The sequence below is a fragment of the Pseudomonas extremaustralis genome (assembly GCF_900102035.1).
Classification (GTDB): Bacteria; Pseudomonadota; Gammaproteobacteria; order Pseudomonadales; family Pseudomonadaceae; genus Aquipseudomonas; species Aquipseudomonas extremaustralis.
This window is the reverse complement of sequence record NZ_LT629689.1, coordinates 1,789,353-1,813,903: the sequence shown is the minus strand read 5'-3', so window position 1 is coordinate 1,813,903 and position 24,551 is coordinate 1,789,353. Positions and strand designations below refer to the sequence as shown.

Below are 24,551 nucleotides of genomic sequence, written 5' to 3'. Positions count from 1 at the left end.
GTACGGACGGGTGGATGCCTATACGAACACGATCTCGTAAGGCTCGCGCATGCGTTCGAGCAGCACCTGGGCCAGCATCGGGGCCAGGCCGATTTGAGGGTCGCCCGCCAACTGGCTGGCATAGGCATGGGCGGCGTGGAGTTTGCGCGCCACGCTCCATGTGTCCAGGCGCACCTTGCGTGCCCGATGCCAGGGGATTATTGCGCCCTCGCGCGCGGGCCAATGCCAGGCCCAGATCGGCAGTTCGTACAACCGCGCGCCCACCAGGCTGCAGGCCTTGGCGCTGGCGCGGCCGACGGTGTCGTGGTCGTCGTTGCCGTCGTGGCGCCAGGTGGAAAACACCACATCGCCAGGTTGCAGATAACGCGCGATGAATTGACTCAGTTGTGCTTCGCTGGCGGCCAGGGCGTCATCGCAGAAACCGCCGCGAATCCACTTCAAGCTGTGCAGGGGCATGCCCAGGCGCCGCAAGGCTTCGGCGCTTTCCTGAGGGCGCACCACGCTCAGGCGCCGGGCGGGCCAGACATCGGAGCCGGGGTGGCTGGCGCTGCCGTCGGTGATAGAGATCAGTTTCAGCGGGTGTTCCAGGGTGCTGAGCGATTGCAATAAACCGCCACAGGCCAGCACCTCGTCACCGGGATGGGGAGCGACGATCACCACGCGTGCGCCTGGGGTGACCAGCGAGGCCGGGGCGATGGGAGGGATTTGCGCCAACTGCGGCGCGCTGTTCCAGATTTGTGCGGGGCCGCGACGACTGTCGCCTAACGACGCAAGCTTCATGGGTGACACATCCTTGTCGATTGATGCGGGGGGGCGTGCCCCGTTGTCGGGACGATGCGCTTTTATCCACCACAGGCTCCGCCGTGATGGCTGCCTGGCCTTCCAACCCTGGATGACCAGCGAGGCGTTCTCAGCATAGACAAGGAATGCGCGCTGACACGTTCTGTCGTGGTTTTTTTTACGTGGCGAGCATCAGGCGCTTCAAATAATCACCAAATCCACCCTGGGCGCGGGACTCCAGGCGTGCGCTGGTGATCACCTGCGGGGCGTGGCTCCAGGCGATGGAGGCGCCGCAGCGCTCAAGGTTACGCACCAGTTGCACATCTTCATGACAGGCCAGGGGTTCGAAACCGCCGGATCGTACATAAGCGCCGGCACTGATTCCCAGGTTGGCGCCATGGATATGCCGATGATCGTCGCGGGCCTGGTAGGCCTGGTGGTAGCGGATCTGTGCTGCCGGGTCGAACCCTTCGCTCCAGGCGTCCACGGTCACGGTGCCGCAGACCACTTCAGTGCCCAGTGCCAGTTGCGCCACCAACCAATCGGGGGCGACACGGCTGTCGGCGTCGGTGCATGAGATCCAGCGGGTGCGCTGGTTGAGCAGGTGCCGGGCGCCCACCCCGCGTACATGGCCCACATTGCGCGCCTGTACATCCAGGCGCTGGATCGGGAAAGCCTCGGCAATGGCCGCGCTGCCATCGCTGCAACTGTCGAGCACGGTCAGGATTTGCACCGGTTCGCCGGCCAGCCCCGGATGGCTGGCGGCAACCAGCGCCGCTTCCAGGCAGTCGCCCAGCAACGCCTCTTCGTTATGCACCGGGATCAGAATGCCGATCATCGCAAGCCCTCGAGGCGGGCGACCGAGGTGCCGTCGCGGCTCCAGAGGTCGAGGAGGAAATCCGTTTCGTGGTGACTGGCGACCCGCTGCATGTGCAACCGTTCATGCAGCGTGGTGTGCACCTGTTCGGCGGTCTGCGGGCACCCTTCGATGGCGGGGCGCCAATGGCAGGCCAACACCTGGCCGTCGGCGGTCAGGCAGGCGAGGGCATGATCGATTACGCGGCGTAGGTCGTCGGCGTCGAGGTAATAGCACAGCTCGCTCAGGACGATCAGGTCGAATTGCCCTGTCGGCCATTGCGCGGGCAAGCGGCTTTGCTCGACCCGTGCATGGGCAAACCCCAGCAAGCGCCCGCGCGCCAGGGCGACGGCGGCGGCAGCGGTGTCGCCACACAGCAGGCGATCGCAACGCGGTGCCAGTTCGGCACTCAGTTCGCCGTTGGCACAACCGGGTTCGAAGATCGAGGCGTAGCGTGGGCGGGTCAGCATCGCCAGGGTCAGGGCGCGTTTGCGTCGCTCGTACCAGCGTTGGCGAAAGGCCCAGGGGTCGTCGTTATCGGCAAACAATCGGTCGAAATAGGGGGTCGCCACACTCATAGGAATACCACTTCAAAAGGTTGCAACAGGCGCTCCACCACGTAGGGTGCCAGCACCGGCGGCAGGCCGATCTGCGGGTCGCCTTCCAACTGGCTGACAAACGCGTGGATGGCGTGGCGCTTGCGGGCTATGGCCTCGTCGCTCAGGGGAACTTTGCGCGCGCGGTGCCAGGGCACCCGACTGTCCTCGGGGCAGGCCCAATGCCAGGTCCAGACCGGCAACTCATATACCGTCGCGCCGACCGCGCGTGCCGCCCGGAGGCTGGCGCGGCCGACGGCCTCATGGTCGCAATGGCCGTCTTCACTCCAGGTGGTGAACACCACATCCGTAGGGTTGAGATGGCGCTGGATAAACCTGGCCAACTCGTCCTCCCTGGCCGCCACCTGACTGTCGGCCAAGCCGGCCCGCAGCCATTTCAGCTCTTGCAGCGGCACGCCCAGGCGCCGCAGGGCCAGGGCCGATTCCTGAGGGCGGACCACGCTCAAGCGCTCCACCGGCCAGCGCCGTGAGCCGGGGTGGCTGGCGCTGCCGTCGGTGACTGAAATCAGTTGCATGGGCCGGCCCAGCGCCGCCAGACCTTGCAGCAGCCCACCACAGCCGAGCACTTCGTCATCCGGGTGCGGAGCAATGATTACCGCGCGGTGGCCTTCGGGGACCAAGGTCTCGACGCCGATCAGCGGCAGTTCGGCCAAACGCGATGAAGCTTGCCAGCGCTGCAGCGGTGTCCCCTGGCCAATGATCGGATTGGCTCTCATAACTGCCACCTGCCTGCCGGCGCAACGGCGACCTGCTCGCCGAGCGCGGCCAGGTCGCGTTCGGCATGACTCTGGCGCATGTACACCGGCAGGTCGGCCATCAACTGGGCGAAGTGCGGGTCTTTGCAATAAGGCCCCGCGCCCACGGCACGGCCGACACGGCGCATCACTTGCTCCACGGTGTCTTCGAGACAGGCACGCGCCTGCTGGGCCCATTGACGGGCATCGGCCCGGGGCGCGCGGTCGATCTGTTCCGCGCTGGCGCGCAACACGCAGGCCGCCGCGTTCAAGGCGCTGTCGACGGCACCGAGGTGGGCGAAGGCGTGGGGATCGGCGCGTTTGCCGCAATGTTCGCGCAAGACTTGCGCCAGGCGTTGCGCGGCGCCATACCAGCAGGCGGCGATGCCGATACCGCCTTGCCAGAACCCAGGGCGGGCGAGGTAGTCGCCGGGGGTGCCGACCGCGATGCCAGCGGCGCCGTCGAACGACACCTCGACACTGCCTGTGGCGGCCATGCCTACCGCCTGCCAACCCTCGTCGGTCACGGTGACGTGCGGCTGATCCATCTGCACCGCCACCAATTGTTGGCGGTCCTGTTCATCCCAGGCCGTCAACAGCCCATGACTGACCACCGCCGCGCCGGAACACCAGGCCTTGCGGCCCTCCAACCGCAGGCGATGGCCCTCCCGGTACACCCGCACCTTGGCGTTCGGCGGTTCCGCCGCCCACATCCCCCAGGTGCTGCCCAGGGGCGGCAGCGGGGCATCGAGTTCGGCGATGATCGCCAACGCGTCGGTGTGGCCTTCGAATAACTTGCACAAGCGCAGGTCATGGCCGGCGACTTGCGCCAGGCCACGCCAGCGCACCAGTGTCTGACCGCTGCCGGGAAGCGGCAGTTGGTCCAGCCCTTGCGCCTGAAGTGCCTTCAGTGCGTCGCCCAGGGCCTGCGTGTCCGCATAGCCCCGGTAGCCTTGAAGGAATCCACGCAGCGCCATGTCACACCTCGTCGTCGCGCTGCAGTTCGAACAGCAACAGTGAGCGACCGGTCACGGCGTACTGATGATCGAACTCGAACCGTTCCTGGCCCCGCACCGCCGTGTCGTTGGTGTCGAGCATGCAGGTCCAGAACTCGCCCTGAGGGACCGGCGGCAGGCGGAAGTTGACCATGTCGTGGTGGGCGTTCACCACCAGCAACAAGGTGGCATCGGCGCCCGCACGGCGAATCCCGGTCTCCTGGGCGCGACCATCCATGAGCATGCCCAGGCAACGGCCATGGCTGTCCTGCCACTGCTCGGTGGTCATCTCGTTGCCATCCGGCGACAGCCAGGTGACGTCCTTAACGCCGATATCTTCGTTGTAGTCGCCCACCAGGAAGCGGCCACGACGCAGGATCGGGTAGGCCATGCGCAGTTTGATCAGACGCTTCACAAACTTGAGTAACGCTTTGCCGTCGTTATCCAGTTCCCAGTTGATCCAGCCGATCTCGCTGTCCTGGCAATAGGCGTTGTTGTTGCCGTGCTGGGTGCGGGCGAACTCATCACCGGCCACGATCATCGGCGTGCCCTGGGCCAGCAGCAGCGTGGCGAAAAAGTTACGCATCTGGCGCAGGCGCAGCGCGTTGATTTCCGGGTCGTCGGTGGGGCCTTCGACACCATGGTTCCACGACAGGTTGTTGTTGCTGCCGTCCTGGTTGTTCTCGTCGTTGTCTTCGTTGTGCTTGTCGTTGTACGACACCAGGTCGTGCAGGGTGAACCCGTCGTGGGCGGTGATGAAGTTCATTGAGCTGTAGGGACGACGGCCACGGTGGTTGAACATCTCGCCAGAGGCGGTCATGCGTGCGGCGAAGTCCGCCAGTTGGCCGTCGTCACCTTTCCAGAAGGCGCGCACGGTGTCGCGGAAGCGGTCGTTCCATTCCACCCAGCCCGGCGGGAAATTGCCCACCTGATAGCCGCCGGGGCCGCAGTCCCAGGGTTCAGCGATCAGTTTGAGCTGGCGCAGTACCGGGTCCTGGCGACAGGCAACGAGGAAGCTGTGGCGCTCATCGAACCCGTCGCGGTAGCGCCCGAGGATGGTTGCCAGGTCGAAGCGGAAACCGTCGACGTGCATCTCGGTCGCCCAGTAACGCAGGGAATCGGTGACCATTTGCAGCACGCACGGGTGGCTCAGGTCCAGGGTGTTGCCGGTGCCGGAATCATTGATATAGAAGCGTTTGTCGTCGGGCATCAGCCGGTAGTACGAGGCGTTGTCGATCCCGCGCATGGACAGGGTCGGGCCGCGCTCGTTGCCTTCGGCGGTGTGGTTGTAGACCACGTCGAGGATCACTTCCAGTTTCTGTTCGTGCAGGTGCGCGACCATCTCCTTGAACTCGGCGATCTGGCCGCTGGCCAGGTAGCGCGGGTCGGGGGCGAAAAACGCGATGCTGTTATAGCCCCAGTAGTTGGTCATGCCTTTTTCCAGCAGGTGCTGGTCGTTGACAAAGGCGTGCACCGGCAGCAACTCGACCGAAGAAATACCCAACTGGCGGATGTGCTTGAGTACGTCGTCTTCCATCAAGCCCGCGCAAGTGCCGCGCACCGCTTCGCTGACCGAAGGGTGGCGCATGCTGAAGCCGCGCAAGTGGGTTTCATAGATGATCGTGCGGTCCCACGGCACCCTGACCGGCTGGTCGTTGCCCCAGGTGTGCGCCGGGTCGATGACCTTGCACTTGGGCACGAACGGCGCGCTGTCGCGTTCGTCGAAACTGAGGTCGTCGTCGGGGTGGCCGATGGTGTAGCCGAACAGCGCCTCGGACCATTTGAGTTCACCCACCAGCTGCTTGGCATAGGGGTCGATCAGCAGCTTGTTGTGGTTGAAGCGGTGGCCATTGGCGGGGTCGTATGCACCGTAGACGCGGTAGCCGTAAATCAGCCCTGGGTGGGCGTCGGGCAAGTAACCGTGGAAGATTTCGTCGGTGTATTCGGGCAGTTCGATGCGTTCCAGTTCCACTTCGCCGGCGGCGTCGAACAGGCACAGTTCCACTTTGGTGGCGTTGGCCGAGAACAGCGCGAAGTTGACACCCAGGCCATCCCAGGTGGCGCCGAGGGGGAAGGGCAAACCTTCACGAATCCGCGACGGCTCGTTGGCCGGCGTCGAAGGGGTTTTATCGGGTTTGCTCATTGAGTTGCTCCTGCAAGGGTGTTTTTTGGGCCGAACACGGCCCTGCTGACGAACATTCAGCTGACGGTGTGGACAGGTGAAATCACCCCTTGCCGGCAGTACCGACAAGGGGCTTGGTGGTCAAGGCTTGGGCTTTTTCGGCGCGGCCGGTTTTTTCGCCGCTGCAGGCGCGGGCTTGCTGGCGGCCGCTGCGGCGGGCTTGGCCTTGGCCGCAGGCTTGGGTGGGGTCTTGGGTTTGGCAGCGGGCTTGGGCTTGCTCGGCGTCAGCGCTTCGGCCTCTGCCAGCTTGCGCGCCATCTCCCAGTGCCGGGCATCTTCACCATGGGGCTTGCCTTCAGATTCCCAGATCTGATGCGCCAACTCGCGAATGCGTTTGTCTTCTGTACTCATCACAATGCTCCTCACAGAGAGTTTTCAGCTTGTTTGATCATCAGGATTGATAAAGACATTGACGGGGAAATCCCCCAGCGCAGTGCGGATCAACAGCTCCTTGTCTGGTGTGACTGCGCGTGTATGAAAAAGTCCCTTCCAGTGTTGAATTGGCGCGGCAAACGGTAATTTGACCCGTGTATCGCCCCAAACCTGCGCATTGATTTGCGGATGCACACCGTTTTCAAGCAACGGGTAAGGCCAGCGCGGCACCACCACCAGTAGCTGTTTGCCCTGGTATTCGCGGCAGAACGCGACCACCCGTTCGGCGTGTTGGCCGACCACTTCCAGCGGTGTATAGCGACCGCTGCGAAACAGCTCAGGATGGGCCTTGCGCAAGGCCAGTACCTGGGCAATCAATGCTTGTTTGATACGCCCGTTTCGCCAGTTGAACAACAGCTCACCGATATCCGGCGGGCTATTGAGCGCCTGTTGCCGTGCGTTGAAATCCACCGGGCGACGGTTATCCGGGTCCACCAGGCTGAAGTCCCAGAACTCATCGCCCTGGTACAGGTCCGGCACACCCGGCACGGTCATGCGAAGCAAGGACTGAGCCAGGCCATTGAGCGCGCCGGCCGGGGCGATCCTGTGGGCGGCAGCGGCGATCGCGTCTCGCAACGGGCGACCGGCCTCGCTGAGCAGCAGGCGTGACAGGAACGCTTCGACCCCTTGCTCATAAGCCTCGTTGGGCGCGCTCCAGCGGCTGTGCAACTTGGCTTCGCGCAGGGCCTTTTGTTGCCACTGCCACAAGCGTTGCTGATAGCCGTCGAAGTCGGCGTCCTGGTCCAGCGGCCAACTGCCCAGCAACACTTGATAGAGGATCAGTTCATCGCCCGCCGACGGCGCGTTGGCATCGCTGCGCAACGGTGCGGCCAGGCTGCGCCAGTGTTCGACCTGTTCGACGTACCACGGCGCGCATTCGCTGAGCACCGCCAGGCGCGCGCGGGTGTCTTCGCCGCGTTTATGGTCGTGGGTGGCGGTGGCCAGCAGGTTATCCGGGAAGGTCTGCAAGCGGTGCTGGTTGACCTGGTGAAACTCGGCCAACGGCGCGCTGAACTGCTCGGTATTGAAGCCCACATCGTTGCGCGACAGCAGCACCGACGAGCGATAGAACGCGGTGTCTTCCACGGCCTTGGCGGCGGCGGGCGAGGTCAATTGCTGGAAGCGGACGCAGGCATGCTTGAGGATCTTGCGCTCGCGGCCCACCGGGCGATTGCGCCAGGGCTGGCCGCCGAGCCATTTTTCCAGGTGTTCAAGCACCGGCCAGTCGCCTTCGCTCAGGGTCCCGCGGGCGCCGTCCATGGCCTGTTGGAATACCTTGTCGTCGGCGGCGCTGCGGCCTCGGGCACTGATGTAGGTGCGGTACACCGGAAAATGCACGATCAGTTCCTGCAAGGCGCGGCGGATGGCGCCGAGTGTCAGGTCGCGGGTCATCACATCGTCGCGGGCCACTTGCAGCAGGGCCTGGGCCACGCTTTCGAAATCCCCGCCGAGGGAGCCGTTGAGGATCTGCTGGCGCGCCAGCCGGGCTTCTTCGATGAATGCCGAGGGCCGCTCGCTGTGGCGCGTCCACAACTCGGCCAGCGGTTCGAAGCCCGCAGGGTCGTGTTGCAGCAGCGACACCTGATTCATGAATTCGTAGCCGGTGGTGCCGTCCACTTGCCAGTCTTCGCGCAGGGTTTCGCCGTCGCCGAGGATCTTTTCCACGAAGATCGGCAGGTGCCGCCCGGGCGCCAGCGAGTCCACGCGGCGGCGCAGCTTGCGACAGTAACCGCGTGGATCGGCCAGACCGTCGATGTGATCGACGCGCAGGCCATCCACCAGGCCTTCGCGGATCAACTCGAAGATCTTGCCGTGGGTGGCTTCGAACACCGCCGTGCGCTCGACGCGCAGGCCGCCGAGTTCGTTGACATCGAAAAAGCGCCGCCAGTTGATATCGTCCGCCGCCGTGCGCCAGCTGGCCAGGCGATAGGCCTGTTGCTCCAGCAACCCATGCAGCTGGTTGAAGCCTGCCGGTTGGCGCCCGTCGAACCCGGCGAGTCGTTGCTCGATGGCCCGCAGCACGTCGCCTTCGGTGGCGCGCTCGGCCAGGGCATGCTTGAGCCAGGCGGCCTCCGCGTAGGCACCGTCATGGTAGGCGAGGGCGCTGAAGCTGTCGGCCAGGGGTTTGAGGGGGGCGGCGTTGCCGAGGATCGTCGCGTAATCCCGAGGGCAGATCGGGAAGCGGTGTTCATAGTGCTCGACATGGAATGCCCCCTGCGCCGCATCGAAATACAGGGTCAGGGTGCCGCTCTGCAACGCTTCGCCGTAGTCGCTGCCGAGGAAGGGCATGAGCAATTGGCCCTTGAGCAGCGGGTCGGGTGAGTGCCACTGGATATCGAAGAATTCGCTGTAGGCACTCAGGCGGCCCCATTCCAGCAGGTCCAGCCACCAGGGGTTGTCAGCACCGCCCACGGCCATGTGGTTGGAGACGATATCGAGGATCAGCCCCATCCGGTGTGCGCGCAACGCGGCGACCAGGCGGCGCAGGGCGGGTTCGCCGCCCAGTTCCGGGTTGACGCGGGTCGGGTCGACCACGTCGTAGCCGTGCATGGAACCGGCGCGCGCGCTGAGCAGCGGCGAGGCATACAAATGGCTGATGCCCAGTTGGGCAAAGTAAGGCACCAACGGCACCGCATCGTCGAGGGTAAAACCCTTATGGAATTGCAGACGCTGGGTCGCACGCAGGGGCAATGCATTCATCGGTCACGCTCATGGGCTTGGTTGCGCGCGACGGCGAGGAGTTCGAGACGGCGGGCGGCACCGGCATTGTCGAGCAGGCTGGCGGCCTCGCCCGGCAGGCGGCGGCGCCAGTTGGGATGGGTGTCGGTGGTGCCGGGCAGGTTGGCCTGCTCTTCCAGGCCCAGGGCATCTTCCAGCGGTAGCAGCACCAACGGCGCGCGGGTGTGCCCCAGGTAGCGCACGCTGGCGTCGATCATGTGGTCGGTTTCGTTGCGGATCTCATCGACGAAGTTCTGCGGGTCCTGGCTCAAGGCCTGGCGCAGCGCCTGGCGTTCGCGCAGGCGATGCTCGCTCCATTGCTCCAGGGTGGGCGCATCGATCAGGCCGAGTTGGACATTCCATTCGATATCGCGGCTGTGCCACCAGCCATTGAGGGTCGGCAAGTCGTGGGTGCTGGTGGTGGCCAGGGCGTTGTCGGGCCAGTCGAGGATTGGCTTGAACTGGCCGTCGTGGCGTTGTTCGAACAGCAACACACGCATGCCCAGGATCGAACGGGCGATCAGCTTTTCGCGCAGCCCGTCGGGCACGGTGCCCAGGTCTTCGCCGAGCACGATGGCCTGGTGACGGTGGGACTCGAGGGCGAGCAGGCGCAGCAGGTCGTCCACCGGGTAATACAAGTAGGCGCCTTCCTGTGGCGACGCGTCCATGGGGATCACCCACAGGCGTTGCAGGCCCATCACGTGGTCGATGCGCAGGCCGCCGGCATGGGCGAAATTGGCGCGCAGCATCTCGATGAATGCGCGGAAGCCGTTGCGCTTGAGGCCTTCGGGAGAAAACGCGGAAATACCCCAGCCCTGGCCCGCGCGGTTGAGGACGTCCGGCGGTGCACCGACGGTGAGGTTAGCCAGCAACTCATCCTGGCGGCTCCAGGCCTGGCTGCCGCCGCCGTCGGCGCCTACCGCCAGGTCGGCGATCAGGCCGATGCCCATGCCGCTGCCACGGGCGGCTTGTTGTGCGCGCTCCAGGCAGCGGGCGATCAGCCATTGGCCGAAGGCATAAAAGCCGATCTCGGCGCGGTTGGCTTCAGCGAACTCCACCAGCGCCGGACTCTGCGGCGAGCGCCAGGCTTCTGGCCAGTGGCGCCAGTCGAGGTCCAGGCCTTCGGCAGCCCGCAAGGCTTGCACGGCCTCGAAGCGGCAGTGGTTTTCCAGGGCTTCGCCGCCGGCCTGGCGGAAGCTCAGGAAATCGGCATGTTGCGGGTGCTGGCCGTGACAGAAGTTTTCATACAGTGCACGCAACAGGCGTTGCTTGGCTTTGGCTGCGGCGGGCCAGTCGATCAGGTTGAGCTGTTCCAGGGTGTGCAACTCGTCCGTCAGGCCGAGGGTTTCAATGGCGTTACGCACTTCGCGCTCACCCAGGATGCAGGTAGGCGAGGCATACAGGCTGTTGAGGAACAGCCGGCTGGACGGCGAGTACGGGCTGTAGCGCTCGGTGTCGGCGCTGAACATCGCGTGCATCGGGCTGATCGCCAACGCGTCGGCCCCGCGTTCGGCGGCGCAGCGGGCCAGGTGTTCCAGGGCCAGGGTGTCGCCGAAACCGCCATCGCCCGGGCGGCGCAGCGAGTACAGTTGGGCGCTCAGGCCCCAGGCGCGGGCCGGCTGGCTATCCACCGCTTCGGCGACGCTGTAGCAATGGGTCGGAGCGACGGCCAGGGTGAAGGTCTGGTCGCTGATATGCACCTGGTGATAACCCAGGGCAATCACACCGGGCAGCACCGCGTTGCCATCGAGGCGCAGTTCCAGGGTTTCACCGTCTTCCAGGCTGACCCGGCACGGGGTATCGGGCTCGAAGTGGCGCGACAGGTCAAGGCCTTCGCCGCTGTCGACGGTCATCAACGGCGGCAGGTGTGGGTCTTGTTGCGCGAGCTCCAGTTGGAGCAGGCTGGCGTCGATGTCGGCATCGGTGTCGGCCGGGTGACCCAGGCCTTTGAGGACGGCGCGCAGGGCGTCGGGTTTGACACGTTGCGGGCGTCCGTTTGCATCGATCCAATCGACGGACAGACCCGCTCGGCTGGCGAGGAGTTCCAGATTCGCTTCGCTCAAGGGTGTTCTCCAACAGGGAATAGGGTGACGCGTGCGCTATGGGGCGGCAGCTGTGTGCCGTCCTGGGCAGGCGTTTGGAACAGGATGTGCGTGCCCGCCGGGTGTTCCAGGGCGGTGGTGCCAAGGTTCAGGTCGATCTGCAACACGCTGCCGTCTCCCAGGCGCCAATGCGCACTTACGGCTGCGTCGGCCAGTACCCGCGCGCCCAACGCTACGCTGCCGGGCAAGTGCGGCACGATATGCCGGTGACGCAGGCTCAGCAGTTGCCGGTAAAACCGGGTGTGTTCATTGTCGGCCCAGGTCGGCGCCGACTGCGTGAAGGTACTCAGGGCGTTGGGGTCCGGGATGCGTTCGCGTCGTTCGGGGTCGTGGAACGCGGCGAAATCGGCGAATTCATTGCGCCGTCCTTCACGCACCGCTTGGGCGAGTTCGCCGTGGTGGTCGGTGAAGAACAGGAATGGCTCGCTGGCATTGACTTCATCGCCCATGAACATCAGCGGGATCATCGGTGACAACAGCAGCAGGGTGGTTGCGGCCTTGAGCGCCTGGGGCGAACAGAGCTGGTGCAGGCGTTCGCCCAGGGCGCGGTTGCCGATCTGGTCGTGATTCTGCAGGAAGGCCACGAACGCAGTGGGGGGCAAATCCCCGCTCGGCTCGCCGCGCCCATGGCCGTGGCGGGTGGTGTGGCCCTGGTAGATGAACCCTTCGCCCAGGCAGCGCGCGAGTTTGGCCGTTGGCTCCTCGGCAAAGTCACGGTAATAGGCGTCGGTTTCGCCGGTGAGCAGAACGTGCAGGACGTTGTGGAAGTCATCGTTCCACTGCGCGTCGAAGTCGTGCCTGAGCAGGCTGGCCTGGTTGAGTTCGTTTTCCAGCACCAGCCACACATGCCGGCCGGTGTCGACTTGCTCACGTACCCGGTGAGCCAGTTCTTGCAGGAAGCCGGGGTTGTCGATGGCGTGCACAGCGTCCAGGCGCAGGCCGTCGAAGCGGTACTCCAGCAGCCACATCAGTGCGTTATCGAGAAAGAAATCCCGCACTTCACGGCGATCGAAGTCGATGCCGGCGCCCCATGGCGTGTGCGCGTCTTCGTGGAAGAAACCCTTGGCGTACTGGCTCAGGTAATTGCCGTCAGGTCCGAAGTGGTTGTAGACCACATCAAGGATGACCGCGAGGCCGTGTTCATGGGCGCTGTCGATCAGGTGCTTGAGCTGTTCGGGCGAGCCATAGGTAGATTGCGGTGCGTAGGGCAGCACGCCGTCGTAGCCCCAATTGCGCTCGCCGGGAAACTGCGCCAGCGGCATCAACTCGATTGCGGTGACGCCCAGCTCGGCGAGGCGGGGGAAGTGTTTCTCGACGTCGGCATAGCCGCCCATTGCGCCGACATGCAGCTCATAGATCACGGCTTCGTGCCACGGGCGGCCCTGCCAGTAGCTGTGGCGCCAGGGGTAGGCGAGTGGGTCGACGACCTGGCTCCAACCGTGCACGTCCAATGCCTGGGCCCTGGACGCCGGGTCGGGTACATCCCTTTCTCCATCGATGTTGTAGCGGTAACGTGTGCCCGCCGGGCAGTTCACTTGGGCTTCGAACCAGCCTTCTGCCTGGGGCAGCATGGCAATGGAGCGACCGTCTTCCAATTCAACGCTGACATAAAACGCGTCTGGCGCCCACAAGGCAAAACGCGTGTGTTGTGCGTCCAGCATGATTGCGCCGTGGGGCCAGGTTTCCAAAGTCCGTGACGGCATCTATGAAGACCTCCCTTGATTATTTAGTCGATTTCCCCAAGGCCTTGGCCACCAGTTGTTCGTAGAGTTCGGCGTAGGGTTCCACCGCCTGGCACCAGTTGAACGGTTGGGTCATGGCCCGGCTGCGCATGGCGTTGAGCAGGCCTTTGTTGGCAAATACCCGGAAGGCGCGAGTCAGCGCTTCTTCGTAGCTCTGCACCGTGGACTCATTGAATAGGAACCCGGTGACGCCATTTTCGATGGTGTCCGCCAGGCCGCCGGTGTTACGTGCCACCGGCAGCGAGCCGAAGCGTTGCGCATACATTTGGCTCAGGCCGCAGGGTTCATAACGCGAAGGCATCAGCAGGAAGTCGCTGCCGGCGAACATGCGCCGGGCATCGGTTTCGTTGAAGCCGATCCGCACGCCGACCTGGCCCGGGAAGCGCAGCGCCAGTTCACGCATGGCTTGCTCTTCTTCCGGCTCGCCGCGACCGATGATGGCGATCTGGCCGCCGTTCTCGACGATAAAGCCGGCGACCGCTTCGGTGAGGTCCAGGCCTTTTTGATACACCAGGCGCGAGACCACGGCGAACAAGGGGCCGCTGGAGTCGTGCAGGCCAAACAATTCGCGCACATGGGCGGCGTTGATCGCCTTGCCTTCCCAATCGCCGATATTGAAGTTGTGGGTCAGGTGGGTGTCGGTGGAGGTTTCCCAGCTTTCATCGATACCGTTGGGGATGCCACTGAGCAGGCCTTGCTGGGTCTTGGCGGCGAGGAAACCGTCGAGGCCGCAGCCGAATTCCGGCGTAGTGATTTCCTCGGCATACGTGGCGCTCACCGTGGTGATGTGGCTGGAATACGCCATGCCGGCCTTGAGGAACGACATCTTGCCGTAGAACTCCATGCCTTCCTGTTGCAGGGCATGGGGCGGAATGCCCAGTTCGGGTGTCGAGGCCAGGCTGACCACGCCTTGATAGGCCAGGTTATGAATGGTGAACAGGGTCGGGGTGCGTGACCCACGCCAGTGCATATAGGCCGGGGCCAGGCCGGCGGGCCAGTCATGGGCATGCACCAGGTCCGGGCACCAGTGGATCTGGGCCAGGTTGGCGGCCATGTCGGCGGCGGCCAGGCCCAGGCGCGCGAAGCGGATATGGTTGTCCGGCCAGTCACGGCCGTTGTTGGCGCCGTAAGGCGTGCCTTCGCGCTCGTACAGCTCAGGGCAGATCAGCACATAAATGACCAGGCCGTCCTTGAGGTCCATGCGCCCGATCTTGCAGGGCGGCAACGCGGCGTGGCCACCCAGCTCACCGATGATGTGAATCGGGTTGTCGCTGTCCATTACCTGCGGGTAGCCAGGGATCAGCACGCGCACATCATGCAGATGCGCCATGGCGCGGGGCAGGGCGGCAGACACATCGCCCAAGCCGCCGGTTTTCACCAGGTCAGCAAATTCGGAGGTGACAAACAGCACTTTTTTACGATTGGGATTGTGATCCGAGACCGGCCGCACCGTGTTGAGGTCAACCAAAGAGGTCGACCCGCCAACTGGCTGACTAACACGTTCTCCCTGAATACTTGCAGCGGCACTGATCATAGTTCTCTCCACGTGTTGGTCGGCTAATGGCCCGCTGCCATTAGCTCCGATGACCGCATCCTGCGGTCAGGCGCACAAGCGCATAACGAAACTGGCAAGGCGTATGCCAGTTGCACGGTTAGCCCAAAAAGATTGGATAGACGGCATCTTCTAAGAATTAGTCGTGTGCGCCTTACCCTAAACCTGACCTGTGACAGAGTTGTAAAGTTTCGATTTTTTCGCGGGGTTTTTGTTTTGGAAGGGACCCATCGGTGATGAGTCTAGGACAGATCCCCAGAATTTGTAGGGTTTATATGGGGATTTTGTAGGACAAAAAACTTGTAACCTTATGCACCATCGAACATGTAGGAGCGAGCTTGCTCGCGAAAGTCGTCAACGATAACGCTGGCTGTCAGGGAGAACGCGGCGTTTTCGGGATTTTCGCGAGCAAGCTCGCTCCTACAAGGGGCGGTGTCAGGTGGGGGGAATGGTGCGGTCGCCCTTGTTTGGTGCGCTAGCCAAGCACGCGAATGGGCGCGCCTTTGGTCCACGCCTGAATAGCCTCGATCATCTGCTGATAAAACTGCCGGTAATTCTGCTCACTCACATACCCCACATGGGGCGTGGCCAGCACATTGGGCAAGCGGCGAAACGGGTGGTCGAGCGGCAGCGGCTCTTGGGCATACACATCCAGCGCCGCCCCGGCCAGGCGCCCACACTCCAGGGCCTGCACCAGCGCCTGTTCGTCGACGATGGGGCCCCGCGCGGTGTTTACCAGGCGCGCACTGGGCTTCATCCAGCTCAACGCTTCGGCATCCACGAGGCCACGGCTGCGCTCGCTGAGCACCAGATGAACGGTGAGGATGTCGGCTTGTTCGAACAATTCGTGCTTGCTGACCCACGTCGCCCCTGCTTCGGCCGCGCGCTGCGGCGTGAGGTTTTCGCTCCAGGCGATGACGCGCATGCCGAATACCTGGGCAAATTGCGCGACTTTCTGGCCAATGCTGCCCAGCCCCAGAATCCCCAGGGTCTTGCCGTACAGATCGCCGCCCAGGCCCACCTGCCAGTTGCCCGCCCGAAGCGAATTGGCTTCGGCCAGCAAGTTACGGGTGGAGGCCATGATCAACGCCCAGGTCAGTTCCGGCGCGGCGTGTTTATAGCTGTCGGTGCCGCAGACCTGGATGCCGAGGGACTTTGCGGCCGGAATGTCGATGGCGGCGTTGCGCATGCCGCCGGTCACCAGCAGCTTGAGCTTGGGTAAGCCTTGCAGCAGGGCTTTGTCGAAGGAGGTTCGCTCGCGCATCACGCAAATCACCTCGAACCCTTGCAGGCGCTGGACCAGAGTGGCGGTATCCGCCGGGTAATCGTGCAGGAAATGCACTTGGCCCACCGATGCCAGCACCGACCAATCCACCACGCTGCTGGCCACATTCTGCCAATCATCAATGACTGCGATCTGTATCGACATTCGCGCGAACCTCAAAAAGCTGGGATGAAGTGGCGATTAAACCCATTGCATGGTCAGCGCGGCAAGCACGCCATAGCGCACGCCCTTGGCCACGGTCACCAGTAGCAGAAAACGCCACAACGGTTCGCGCATCACCCCGGCCACCAACGTCAGCGGATCGCCAATGATCGGCAGCCAACTGAGCAACAGCGTCCAATGGCCCCAGCGCTGGTAATGCCGGCGGGCCTTGTCCAGTTGCTGGTCGCTGAGGGGGAACCAGCGCCGTTGCCTGAAGTGTTCAACCCCGCGGCCAAGCAGCCAGTTCACCCCTGAGCCCAGCACATTGCCGAACGTGGCGACCCCGAGCAGCAGCCACAGGCTGTAATGCCCGCTGACCAGCAGGCCAACGAGGACGGCCTCCGATTGCAAGGGCAGCAGGGTGGCGGCGCCAAACGCGGCGAGGAACAGCCCCAGGTATCCGACCAGCACCGATCAGTGCGCCGGGTACTCCGCCACCACGACATCATTGCCGTCACGGGTCAGGCCGATGACTTGATACGCCTCGCTGCGGCCATTCACTTCCATGCCAGGCGAGCCTAGGGGCATGCCCGGCGCGGCGATGCCCAGCAAGTCATCGCGCTTGCGCAGCGCCAAGACCTGCTCAGCGGGCACATGGCCTTCGACGAACTTGCCGTCGATCACTGCGGTATGACAAGAGCCCAGGCGCGGCGCCACGCCCAGGCGTTGCTTGACTTCGCTCATGTTGGCTTCGACATGGTCATTGACCTTGAAACCGTTGCTTTCCAGATGGCTGATCCAGTGTTTGCAGCAGCCGCAGTTGGCGTCGCGGTGGACGTCGATAGGGATCAGGTCGGCGGCCTGGATCAAGGGGGCGGTGAACAGGGCCGATAGCAGCGCCAGGCGCAAGGTGGTTTTCATGAGGCGTCTCGTAAGCAGATGGTGGCCAGTGGGATGGCGGCGATCATGACGACCTCATCCCTGGCAAGCCAGCGCCGACCCGTGGGTGAAGGTGGCGGTAATGTTTCAAAATTATACGAGTGGCGGGTTTTCCAGCCGATGCTTGAGTTGGTCGAGGGCGGTGGCTGACAGTTGGACCATGCGTTCATGCAAGGTGGCCAGTTGCAATTCGGTTTTGTAGGCCAGCACCCGCTTGAATAGCGTGCCGTCGCGAAAAGGCTGCAGGACATAGTGAATGGAGCCGTCGGCGGCCACCGAGGTGAACACGGCCTTGAACTCGCCGGGACGTTGGGCGATTTGCACACGGTAGCTCATCGGCACGCACACGCCCATCAGGTCGATTATCTCGGTAAACCGCGCGCCGGCGGGAAGTGACCCGGTGGTGCCGGTGTCGGCACTCAGGGAGGTGGGGTGCCATTCGTGCCAGCGATCCGGTTGGGTCGCATAGTCGTAAACGCTATGGATAGGAGCTTGGATAAAACGTTCCTGACTGATCCGCTCCAAGCGGACCGACTGCTCGACAGCACGCATCGCACACCTCCTGTGTGGCAAGACGACAACTGTCAGAATAGTCCCACTCCCGGGCATTGCACGGGAGTGTCTCACTCATTTATCAGTGCACCTTGACGTGGCTCGTCAAGGCAATGGCCCAAGCAGGCTCCGGCTATGGGGTTGAGTGGCAGGCCCGCTCGGTGACCTTACATCGCAGCTAAGTCCTGGCGCCCGTATCAGGTGCCGTCGCCCTGTTCGCTGGTTTCAATCGTGTATGCGCGCCTTAACGGCTTGCCCATCTCTGTATTCAACGCATTTTCCGTGAACGGCAGTGGATTGATCGTGGTGGGTGGTGTCAAGGGGTCATTGTCTAAGTCAAAGGGGGTTGCACCGTTGGGCAGGCCAACAGCCTGGAGTTCGAGATTGTTGACCGATTCGGTCGTGCCCGAGGCCAGGTGCTCGGTGGTTTCACCCTCCAGGAAGGTACCGGTAGCACCGTTGTAGGCATGGGCGATTTCGTGGAAAAGCTGGGTGACGGGTACTGCTGTGTTGGTGCGGTCTGCGTTTTCGATGATGGCGCTCGGGTCATAAGTGATCGTGGCACGATCGGCGCGGGTACCGGCAACGCCATTCTTGATGAATTCGTCTGTCGGAATCACATCGCTGTCGTCCTGCAACGCCACCTGTTCATTTTCCAGAGCGGAGCTGTGGAATAGGTAGGAATTATTACCGCTAAAGTCTTGCTGGAGAGTGACCTTGCCGTTGTTGGTCACGGCCAGTTCATCCATTTGGGTGAGGGCCTGTTGGCCGATCGGCGAGCTGCGCAGAAACTCGAAGTCGTCAGCAACCCGTTGTTCGAATGCCTGTTGCCGTTCCACCGTGGCGTCCGCGTCCGCTTGAGCCTCGAAGCCCTGCTTGCCGGCATTGCTCGGCTTGACCTCGGTCGAGGTCGAACCTTTTGTGCGGTCGAAGCGATCCGTGGCGCCGGCGTAAATGTGGTCGTTGCGTTGATTGTTCCAGATCTCGTCGCGGCCTTTGCCTGTGTAGAACGTGGTGCGGCCTGAGCGGGTGCCAATCAGCAAGTCGTTGTCATTGCCGCCATGGGCAACCGTATGCCCGCTGCCAGAGATCAGTACATCGTCGTTGTCGCCACCGTCCAGGTAGCTCTGTTTGGTGGGGCGGCCCAGGCCGGCAATGAGCAGGTCTTTCCCTTTATTGCCGTACATCACGGCATGACCGCTACCACCGATAAGGGTGTCGTCGCCGTCGTTGCCTTCGGCATACCCGAGGCCGCTGCCCAGCCGCAGGGTATCGTTGCCACGTCCGCCGTACAGCCTGTTATGGCCGCCGCCGGCCTGAATCCGGTCGTTACCGTCACCGCCTTCAACGCTCACACGCAGGTTGACGTCGTCATCGATGACGACTGTGTCATTGCCGCCTTTGGTTTCGATCCATAGCTTCTGGTTTTGGCCGTGGGGGTCTTTGATGTCGAATAGGTGCGACTTGCCGTTAATCAGGATTTGCAACTTGTCGCCCGGCCAATTGCGCACATGGACATGGTCGTCGCGGTCGCCGGTTTCCAACTCCAGCCAACTTCTCAGAATCGTCGGTTTTTGCGGGTCTGTGGGGTCCCAATCCACTACTCGATTGATGGTGACATCACCGTCGGCATGCAGCGGATGAGTTCTGCGGTTGACGATACCGGGCGTAAGGTCGGACGGCGGATCGTAGGGCGAGGGCGCCGGTTTTTCAGGCGCTTGGGGCGGGTTGTAAGGGGCTGAAACGGAGGCGAGGGGTATCTGCATGGGCGTGTCCTTTTTGGTCGGCTCGTGATCGAAACCTGAGGGCTGCTCAGGGTTGTCACTGGGTGAGCGACCGCGGGAAAACGTTCCAAGCGCTGCCGAGTGTTTTGGTGCTGAACATTTCCCTGGCGCGTCGGGTTCGATTTATCAAGAACAGCCCGAGGACTGTCTCGGGCTGTGGGTCGACAGGCCTACGGCTGCACGAAAATCTGCAAGCCGCCTGCAATGTCGTTGGAGCAGCGACGCAGCGTCAATCAAGGGTTGAACGAGCCAAAGCTTTTCATCGCCTGTAACATGTAGCCCCGCCAACCCCCGTCCATCCCTATCCTTGGGCTTGTGTCCGGGCGGTGTGGTGATCCACCGTGAGTACTTATTTCAGGTTCAGGAACCCGTCATGACCCAAAAGCAACGTTTGAAATACTCGATTCTGATCGCCTTGGCGGTATTGGCGAGCATGTTTGGCCTGTCTTACCTGCAGAACATCGGGTTTATCAGTGAGAAGACGTTCCAGATCATCGCCATCGCCATCGCCGTGATCGTGGTGGTGATCAACGGCATCATGCGTCGCAAGGTCAAGTTATAAGGTCGACTCGGGCGCGACCGTCGAGCACCTTGGCAGCCTCTTCATGGAGGCTGTAGCTTTTATCGGCATTGAGGATGATCACGCCTTCGCTGCACAGGCGCTTGAGCACTTCGCGCACACTCAGGAACGACAACGGGATGCCCAGCTCGAGCAGATGACTGTGCACGCCGCGTACCCCCAGGCTGCGCTGTTTGTCGGCAGCAGTGAGCAGGGCGTCGATGACCTTCAGCCGGATCAGGCTGGTACGCAAACCGAAACATTTGAGCAAGTGACGGATACGCTGGTTGCCTTGCTGTTCGGGCGTGTTGCCGAACGCGAGTGCGTCGTTGCCGAATGGGGCGTCGGCGGCCGGTGAATGTCCATCCTTGGGCACTGGCGGGTTGTACATGTAAAAAACTCCTTATCAGAGCCTGATCAGGAAAATGATGGCGCTCTTAGCCAATAAGACGAACGAGCGAGCGAAATCATGAAGTGAAGGATGTAGAAAATTTGTCGGTATCGGTTTTGTCACTTTCGCGACGCAGCGCATAACCCCCCCTCGACCCTAAATTAATCCCGGTTTTTTGCGTCCTTACGGTGGGGTGGTTACCCCGGTGAGGGTGTTCAATTTGACTGTGGAGTCTGCGTGATTATTTCCAACGGGTTGTTCAGGGCCTGCATGACAGGGCTGTTGCTGGGGGCGAGCCTGGCCGCGTCGGCTCGTGAGCAGGTGTCGCAGACGTCAGCGGATATCCGGCGCACCAGCTTCGGCGTTCCACATATTCGTGCCAGCGATGAACGCGGCCTGGGCTTGGGCATCGGTTACGCCTATGCCCAGGACAACCTCTGCCTGCTGGCCAACGAAGTGGTCACGGTGAATGGCGAGCGCGCGCGGTTTTTCGGCCCCGAGCAGTCGACCCTGGAGGAGCGCAACAACCTGGCCAGTGACGTGTTCTTCACCTGGTTGAACACCCCCGAGGCCGTTGCAGCCTTCTGGAAGGCCCAGAGTCCGCAGATCCAGCAGCGTATCGAAGGCTATGTGGCCGGCTATAACCGCTACCTGAAGGAAAAGGGCGCTCCGGCACAGTGCCAGGGCGCGTGGGTAAGGCCGTTGATGGCGGAAGATCTGGTGAAACTGACCCGTAGGCTGCTGGTGGAAGGCGGTGTCGGCCAATTCGCCGAAGCCCTGGTCGGCGCCACGCCACCCCAGGCTACCGCGACGGTGGTACCGGGCGCGGAGGCCTTTGCACTCGCTGACGCGCATCAACAGCGCTTCAGCCTCGACCGCGGCAGTAACGCTGTGGCGGTGGGGCGCGACCGTTCCTTCAATGGTCGCGGCATGCTGCTGGCCAATCCGCATTTTCCATGGGTAGGCGGCATGCGTTTTTATCAGATGCACCTGACCATCCCCGGCCAACTCGACGTGATGGGCGCGGCATTGCCGGGCTTGCCGGTGATCAATATCGGCTTCAACCAGCATGTGGCGTGGACCCATACGGTCGACACGTCCAAGCACTTCACCCTGTATCGCCTGACGCTGGACCCCAAGGATTCCACGCGCTATATGCTCGATGGCAAGTCGATTGCCCTGGAGAGAACGTCGGTGACCGTGCAGGTCAAACGGCCGAATGGCAGCACTGAAGCGGTGAACCATACGATCTACAATTCGCAATTCGGCCCGGTGGTGCAATGGCCCGGCAAGCTGGACTGGGACAGCCGCTACGCCTACAGCCTGCGCGATGCCAACCTGGGCAATGATCGCGTTCTGCAGCAGTGGTATGGGATGAACCGCGCTTCCAGCCTCAAGGCGCTGCAAGCCTCGGTCCACGCCCTGCAAGGCATCCCGTGGGTCAACACCCTGGCTGCGGATGACCAGGGTCAGAGCCTGTACATGAACCTCTCGGTGGTGCCCAACGTCAGCGCGGCCAAACTGGCGCAATGCAGTGACCCACGTGCGGGCTTGCAGATGATCGTGCTCGACGGCTCCCGCAGCACCTGCGCCTGGGACGTCGACCCACGCGCCGCCCAGGCTGGCATATTCCCGGCCGACCAATTGCCGCAACTGCAACGCACCGACTATGTGCAGCACGCCAACGATTCCGCCTGGTTGGTGAACCCCAAGGCACCGCTGATCGGCTTCTCGCCGGTGATCAGCCAGGACCGCATCGGCCTCGGCCCTCGCGCCCGTTTCGCCCTGCAACGCCTGCGCTCACTGGACAAGCGGCCGATCGGCGTCGCTGATCTGCAAAACATGGTGATGGACAACGAGGTGTACCTGGCCGGTCAAGTGATGCCAGACCTGCTTGAATTCTGCGCCAGACACCTCGGCGCCGATGCTGCCACCTTGGAACCCCTGTGCAAACGTCTGAAAGACTGGGACCGGCATGCCAACCTCGACAGCGGCCTGGGTCTGGTGCACTTCATTGACCTGATCGAACACCTGCGGCCAGTCCCCGATGCCTGGCGTGTCGCCTTCGACCCGACCCAACCCCTGACCACACCGCGCGGCCTGGCCATCGAGCGTGCACCCGTCGCCAAAGCGCTGCGCGAAGCCATGCTGGCGTCCAGCGCCGACTTTGCCCAGCGTGGTCTCAGTGCGGACAGCCGATGGGGAGACATCCAGGTTCGCGGCCAAACCCCGATCCACGGCGGGCCGCAGGAACTGGGGATCTACAACGCCATGCAAACCGTGCCACGAGCCGACGGCAAGCGCGAAGTGGTCAGCGGCAGCAGCTACCTGCAAATCGTCACCTTTGATGACCACGGACCCCGCGCCGAAGGGGTGCTGGCGTTCTCCGAGTCCAGTAACCCTGCGTCCAAGTATTTCAACGACCAGACCCAGGCGTTCTCCCAGAAAAAGCTCCGCCCGTTGCCTTTCACCGACGCCCAGATCAAGGCCGATCCGCAGTATCAGGAACAGCGCATCAGGGAGTAGGGCAGGCACGCAACCCCTTGATCGCAATGCGAAACATTTTTGAAATCAAGGGGTTGCAGGCATAAGCAAATGAGTACATAATGGCGCCCATCGAACGCAACGAAGCATTAAAAACTTCAATGTATTCAATGAGTTAGAGTAGAGGCAGGGTGATACAGCCCACTCAAGTTTTTATGCGGTGAATGTCAGCAATCAGGGCGTTGATCGTTTGAGGCCGAGTAGCAAAATGGTTATGCAGCGGATTGCAAATCCGCCTACGCCGGTTCGATTCCGACCTCGGCCTCCACTCTTAAAAGCCCCGTAGATCAACGATCTACGGGGTTTTTTATTGCGTGTGATTTGAGATCGCTTCCGCAACCAGGCTGGCGTTTTTGTGTCCGTCCTAAACGCCGCCATGGTCTACCGTTTTCAACGGTCAGGCATTTTAGTTAGAACCATATGAATAAAAATAATTGAGAGTATCTCGCAGCCTTAAGTTGGTTTCGCTGCCTGAAGTCTGAATGGGTGAAAGTCATGAACGTTTTGTGCTGGTTTAATGATCAAGTTGCGGATGGTACCAAGGATCCACATGCGTCATAAGATTCAAAACGCGATGAATTTGCATGACGTTTTCCCTTGCGGAAACTGCAATAGCATGGCCTTCCTCGACAGTAATTGAGGCGTCCACTTCAATATGAACATCCACAATAATCATATCCCCCATTTTTCGGGTTTTAAGATCATGGATGCCTTTAATACCAGGGGTGTTTTGGAGGGTGGCGCGGATAATTGCTACTTCCTGCTCATCAGCAGAACGATCCATCAGGTCGTGTAACGAATCCCACGTGAAGCTCCAGCCCATCTTGGCGATCATGCCTCCGACTACGAGTGCAGCAATTGGGTCAAGAATCGGATAGCCCGCCAGATTACCAACGATACCTATGCCCACAACTAAGGATGACGCGGCGTCAGACCTTGCGTGCCAGGCGTTGGCAACTAACAGACTAGATTTCACTTTTTTTGCGACCCTCAGCATAAAGCGAAATAACAGCTCCTTGGCCACCAGTGCTGAGAGGGCAACCCATAAAGCAGCAACGTGTACTGTTGGAATCGATTCAGGGGTTTCAAGTTTGAGTATCGCTGATCCAATCATGCCGATACCCACGATCAACAACAATATTCCCAAAACCATGGAGGCGGCGGTTTCAAAACGCAGATGCCCATAGGGGTGACCTTCGTCGGCATCTTCTTTGCTTTTGTGGCTGGCGAATAACACTACGAAATCAGCGATTAAGTCTGATAGCGAATGAATACCATCAGCTACAAGCCCTTGGGATTTTGACAGCACGCCCACTGCGATCTGCGTGAAAGAGAGAGCAATGTTGACGATGACGCTTACCCATGTGCAACGAGAGGCTGCCGCTGCACGGGCGGCTTGGCTATAGCCCTCGTCTTCAGGCTCACTTGAGAACTGTTCTTTGTTCATGTTTGTTTCTCTAATTGAAATTGACACGCGTCTCGCGAAGCGAGAAAGAACGATATTAAGCAATCGTGGAGTTTTTTTCGGCGCGAAGGGTAAGGTTTGTAACTCGATGAAAGCAAGAGGGTGTGAGGTTTAAGGCGAGGGAGTAGTGAATATTTTCCAGCGTTGAGTATGGTGATGTAAATGCTAATGTTTCGTGTGT

Annotated in this window: 20 protein-coding genes and 1 tRNA gene; 3 read left to right on the top strand and 18 right to left on the bottom strand. The window is 62.0% G+C overall.

Annotated elements, in window-relative coordinates; all coding sequences use genetic code 11:
- Positions 1 to 18: 18 nt before the first annotated feature.
- The 16 genes from BLR63_RS08590 to BLR63_RS08515 form a co-directional block, all read right to left on the bottom strand.
- On the bottom strand, positions 19 to 780 hold the full coding sequence (locus tag BLR63_RS08590; protein WP_010562725.1) for a PIG-L deacetylase family protein: 762 nt from the start codon (positions 778 to 780) through the stop codon (positions 19 to 21).
- A 178-nt stretch (positions 781 to 958) separates the two neighbouring features.
- Entirely contained in the window at positions 959 to 1,618 is a 660-nt protein-coding gene (locus BLR63_RS08585; RefSeq protein WP_010562726.1) for a glycosyltransferase, read from the bottom strand.
- Positions 1,615 to 2,214, bottom strand: a complete 600-nt coding sequence (locus tag BLR63_RS08580; protein ID WP_010562727.1) for an SAM-dependent methyltransferase — start codon at positions 2,212 to 2,214, stop codon at positions 1,615 to 1,617. Before BLR63_RS08580 ends, BLR63_RS08585 begins: the two co-directional genes overlap by 4 nt.
- On the bottom strand, positions 2,211 to 2,969 hold the full coding sequence (locus BLR63_RS08575) for a PIG-L deacetylase family protein (RefSeq protein WP_010562728.1): 759 nt from the start codon (positions 2,967 to 2,969) through the stop codon (positions 2,211 to 2,213). Before BLR63_RS08575 ends, BLR63_RS08580 begins: the two co-directional genes overlap by 4 nt.
- Complete coding sequence (locus tag BLR63_RS08570) at positions 2,966 to 3,964, bottom strand: acyl-CoA dehydrogenase family protein (protein ID WP_010562729.1); 999 nt, start codon at positions 3,962 to 3,964, stop codon at positions 2,966 to 2,968. The genes BLR63_RS08575 and BLR63_RS08570 overlap by 4 nt, the downstream gene beginning before the upstream one ends.
- Position 3,965: 1 nt before the next feature.
- Entirely contained in the window at positions 3,966 to 6,125 is a 2,160-nt protein-coding gene (glgX, locus tag BLR63_RS08565; protein ID WP_010562730.1) for a glycogen debranching protein GlgX, read from the bottom strand.
- Positions 6,126 to 6,245: 120 nt separating this feature from the next.
- The gene (locus BLR63_RS08560) at positions 6,246 to 6,515 is read right to left on the bottom strand and encodes a DUF2934 domain-containing protein (RefSeq protein ID WP_010562731.1); all 270 of its coding nucleotides are present in this window, start codon (positions 6,513 to 6,515) and stop codon (positions 6,246 to 6,248) included.
- 24 nt (positions 6,516 to 6,539) lie between these two features.
- Positions 6,540 to 9,296 carry a malto-oligosyltrehalose synthase gene (locus BLR63_RS08555; protein WP_010562732.1) on the bottom strand — a complete coding sequence of 919 codons (2,757 nt, stop codon included), beginning with the start codon at positions 9,294 to 9,296 and terminating at the stop codon, positions 6,540 to 6,542.
- The gene (gene malQ, locus BLR63_RS08550) at positions 9,293 to 11,377 is read right to left on the bottom strand and encodes a 4-alpha-glucanotransferase (RefSeq protein ID WP_010562733.1); all 2,085 of its coding nucleotides are present in this window, start codon (positions 11,375 to 11,377) and stop codon (positions 9,293 to 9,295) included. The genes BLR63_RS08555 and malQ overlap by 4 nt, the downstream gene beginning before the upstream one ends.
- Complete coding sequence (treZ, locus tag BLR63_RS08545; RefSeq protein ID WP_010562734.1) at positions 11,374 to 13,119, bottom strand: malto-oligosyltrehalose trehalohydrolase; 1,746 nt, start codon at positions 13,117 to 13,119, stop codon at positions 11,374 to 11,376. The genes malQ and treZ overlap by 4 nt, the downstream gene beginning before the upstream one ends.
- Positions 13,120 to 13,138: 19 nt before the next feature.
- Positions 13,139 to 14,692 carry a glycogen synthase GlgA gene (glgA, locus tag BLR63_RS08540; RefSeq protein WP_081480328.1) on the bottom strand — a complete coding sequence of 518 codons (1,554 nt, stop codon included), beginning with the start codon at positions 14,690 to 14,692 and terminating at the stop codon, positions 13,139 to 13,141.
- 493 nt (positions 14,693 to 15,185) lie between these two features.
- Positions 15,186 to 16,139, bottom strand: a complete 954-nt coding sequence (locus BLR63_RS08535) for a D-2-hydroxyacid dehydrogenase family protein (protein ID WP_010562736.1) — start codon at positions 16,137 to 16,139, stop codon at positions 15,186 to 15,188.
- A 36-nt stretch (positions 16,140 to 16,175) separates the two neighbouring features.
- Positions 16,176 to 16,607, bottom strand: a complete 432-nt coding sequence (locus BLR63_RS08530) for a YqaA family protein (RefSeq protein WP_010562737.1) — start codon at positions 16,605 to 16,607, stop codon at positions 16,176 to 16,178.
- Positions 16,608 to 16,610: 3 nt separating this feature from the next.
- The gene (locus BLR63_RS08525; RefSeq protein ID WP_010562738.1) at positions 16,611 to 17,057 is read right to left on the bottom strand and encodes a DUF411 domain-containing protein; all 447 of its coding nucleotides are present in this window, start codon (positions 17,055 to 17,057) and stop codon (positions 16,611 to 16,613) included.
- Between the two features lie 111 nt (positions 17,058 to 17,168).
- Entirely contained in the window at positions 17,169 to 17,627 is a 459-nt protein-coding gene (locus BLR63_RS08520; protein ID WP_010562739.1) for an SRPBCC family protein, read from the bottom strand.
- 197 nt (positions 17,628 to 17,824) lie between these two features.
- Positions 17,825 to 19,393 (bottom strand): M91 family zinc metallopeptidase, encoded by a 1,569-nt coding sequence (locus BLR63_RS08515; protein WP_081480329.1) that lies wholly within the window; start codon positions 19,391 to 19,393, stop codon positions 17,825 to 17,827.
- Between the two features lie 391 nt (positions 19,394 to 19,784).
- Here BLR63_RS08515 and BLR63_RS08510 point away from each other — a divergent pair, with 391 nt between their 5' ends.
- A complete protein-coding gene (locus tag BLR63_RS08510; protein WP_010562741.1) occupies positions 19,785 to 19,973 on the top strand; it encodes a hypothetical protein in 189 nt (62 codons plus the stop codon).
- On the opposite strand, the gene BLR63_RS08505 is transcribed toward BLR63_RS08510, so the two are convergent.
- Positions 19,963 to 20,361, bottom strand: a complete 399-nt coding sequence (locus BLR63_RS08505; RefSeq protein WP_010562742.1) for a hypothetical protein — start codon at positions 20,359 to 20,361, stop codon at positions 19,963 to 19,965. The genes BLR63_RS08510 and BLR63_RS08505 overlap by 11 nt on opposite strands.
- A gap of 237 nt (positions 20,362 to 20,598) precedes the next feature.
- On the opposite strand from BLR63_RS08505, the gene pvdQ reads away from it, so the two are divergent.
- Entirely contained in the window at positions 20,599 to 22,887 is a 2,289-nt protein-coding gene (pvdQ, locus tag BLR63_RS08500) for a bifunctional acylase PvdQ (RefSeq protein WP_010562743.1), read from the top strand.
- Positions 22,888 to 23,099: 212 nt separating this feature from the next.
- Positions 23,100 to 23,173, top strand: a tRNA-Cys gene (locus BLR63_RS08495).
- Positions 23,174 to 23,419: 246 nt separating this feature from the next.
- Here the strand turns inward: BLR63_RS08495 and BLR63_RS08490 are convergent.
- Positions 23,420 to 24,352: a cation diffusion facilitator family transporter gene (locus BLR63_RS08490; protein ID WP_010562744.1), complete on the bottom strand. Its 933-nt coding sequence runs from the start codon at positions 24,350 to 24,352 to the stop codon at positions 23,420 to 23,422.
- Between the last annotated feature and the right edge of the window lie 199 nt (positions 24,353 to 24,551).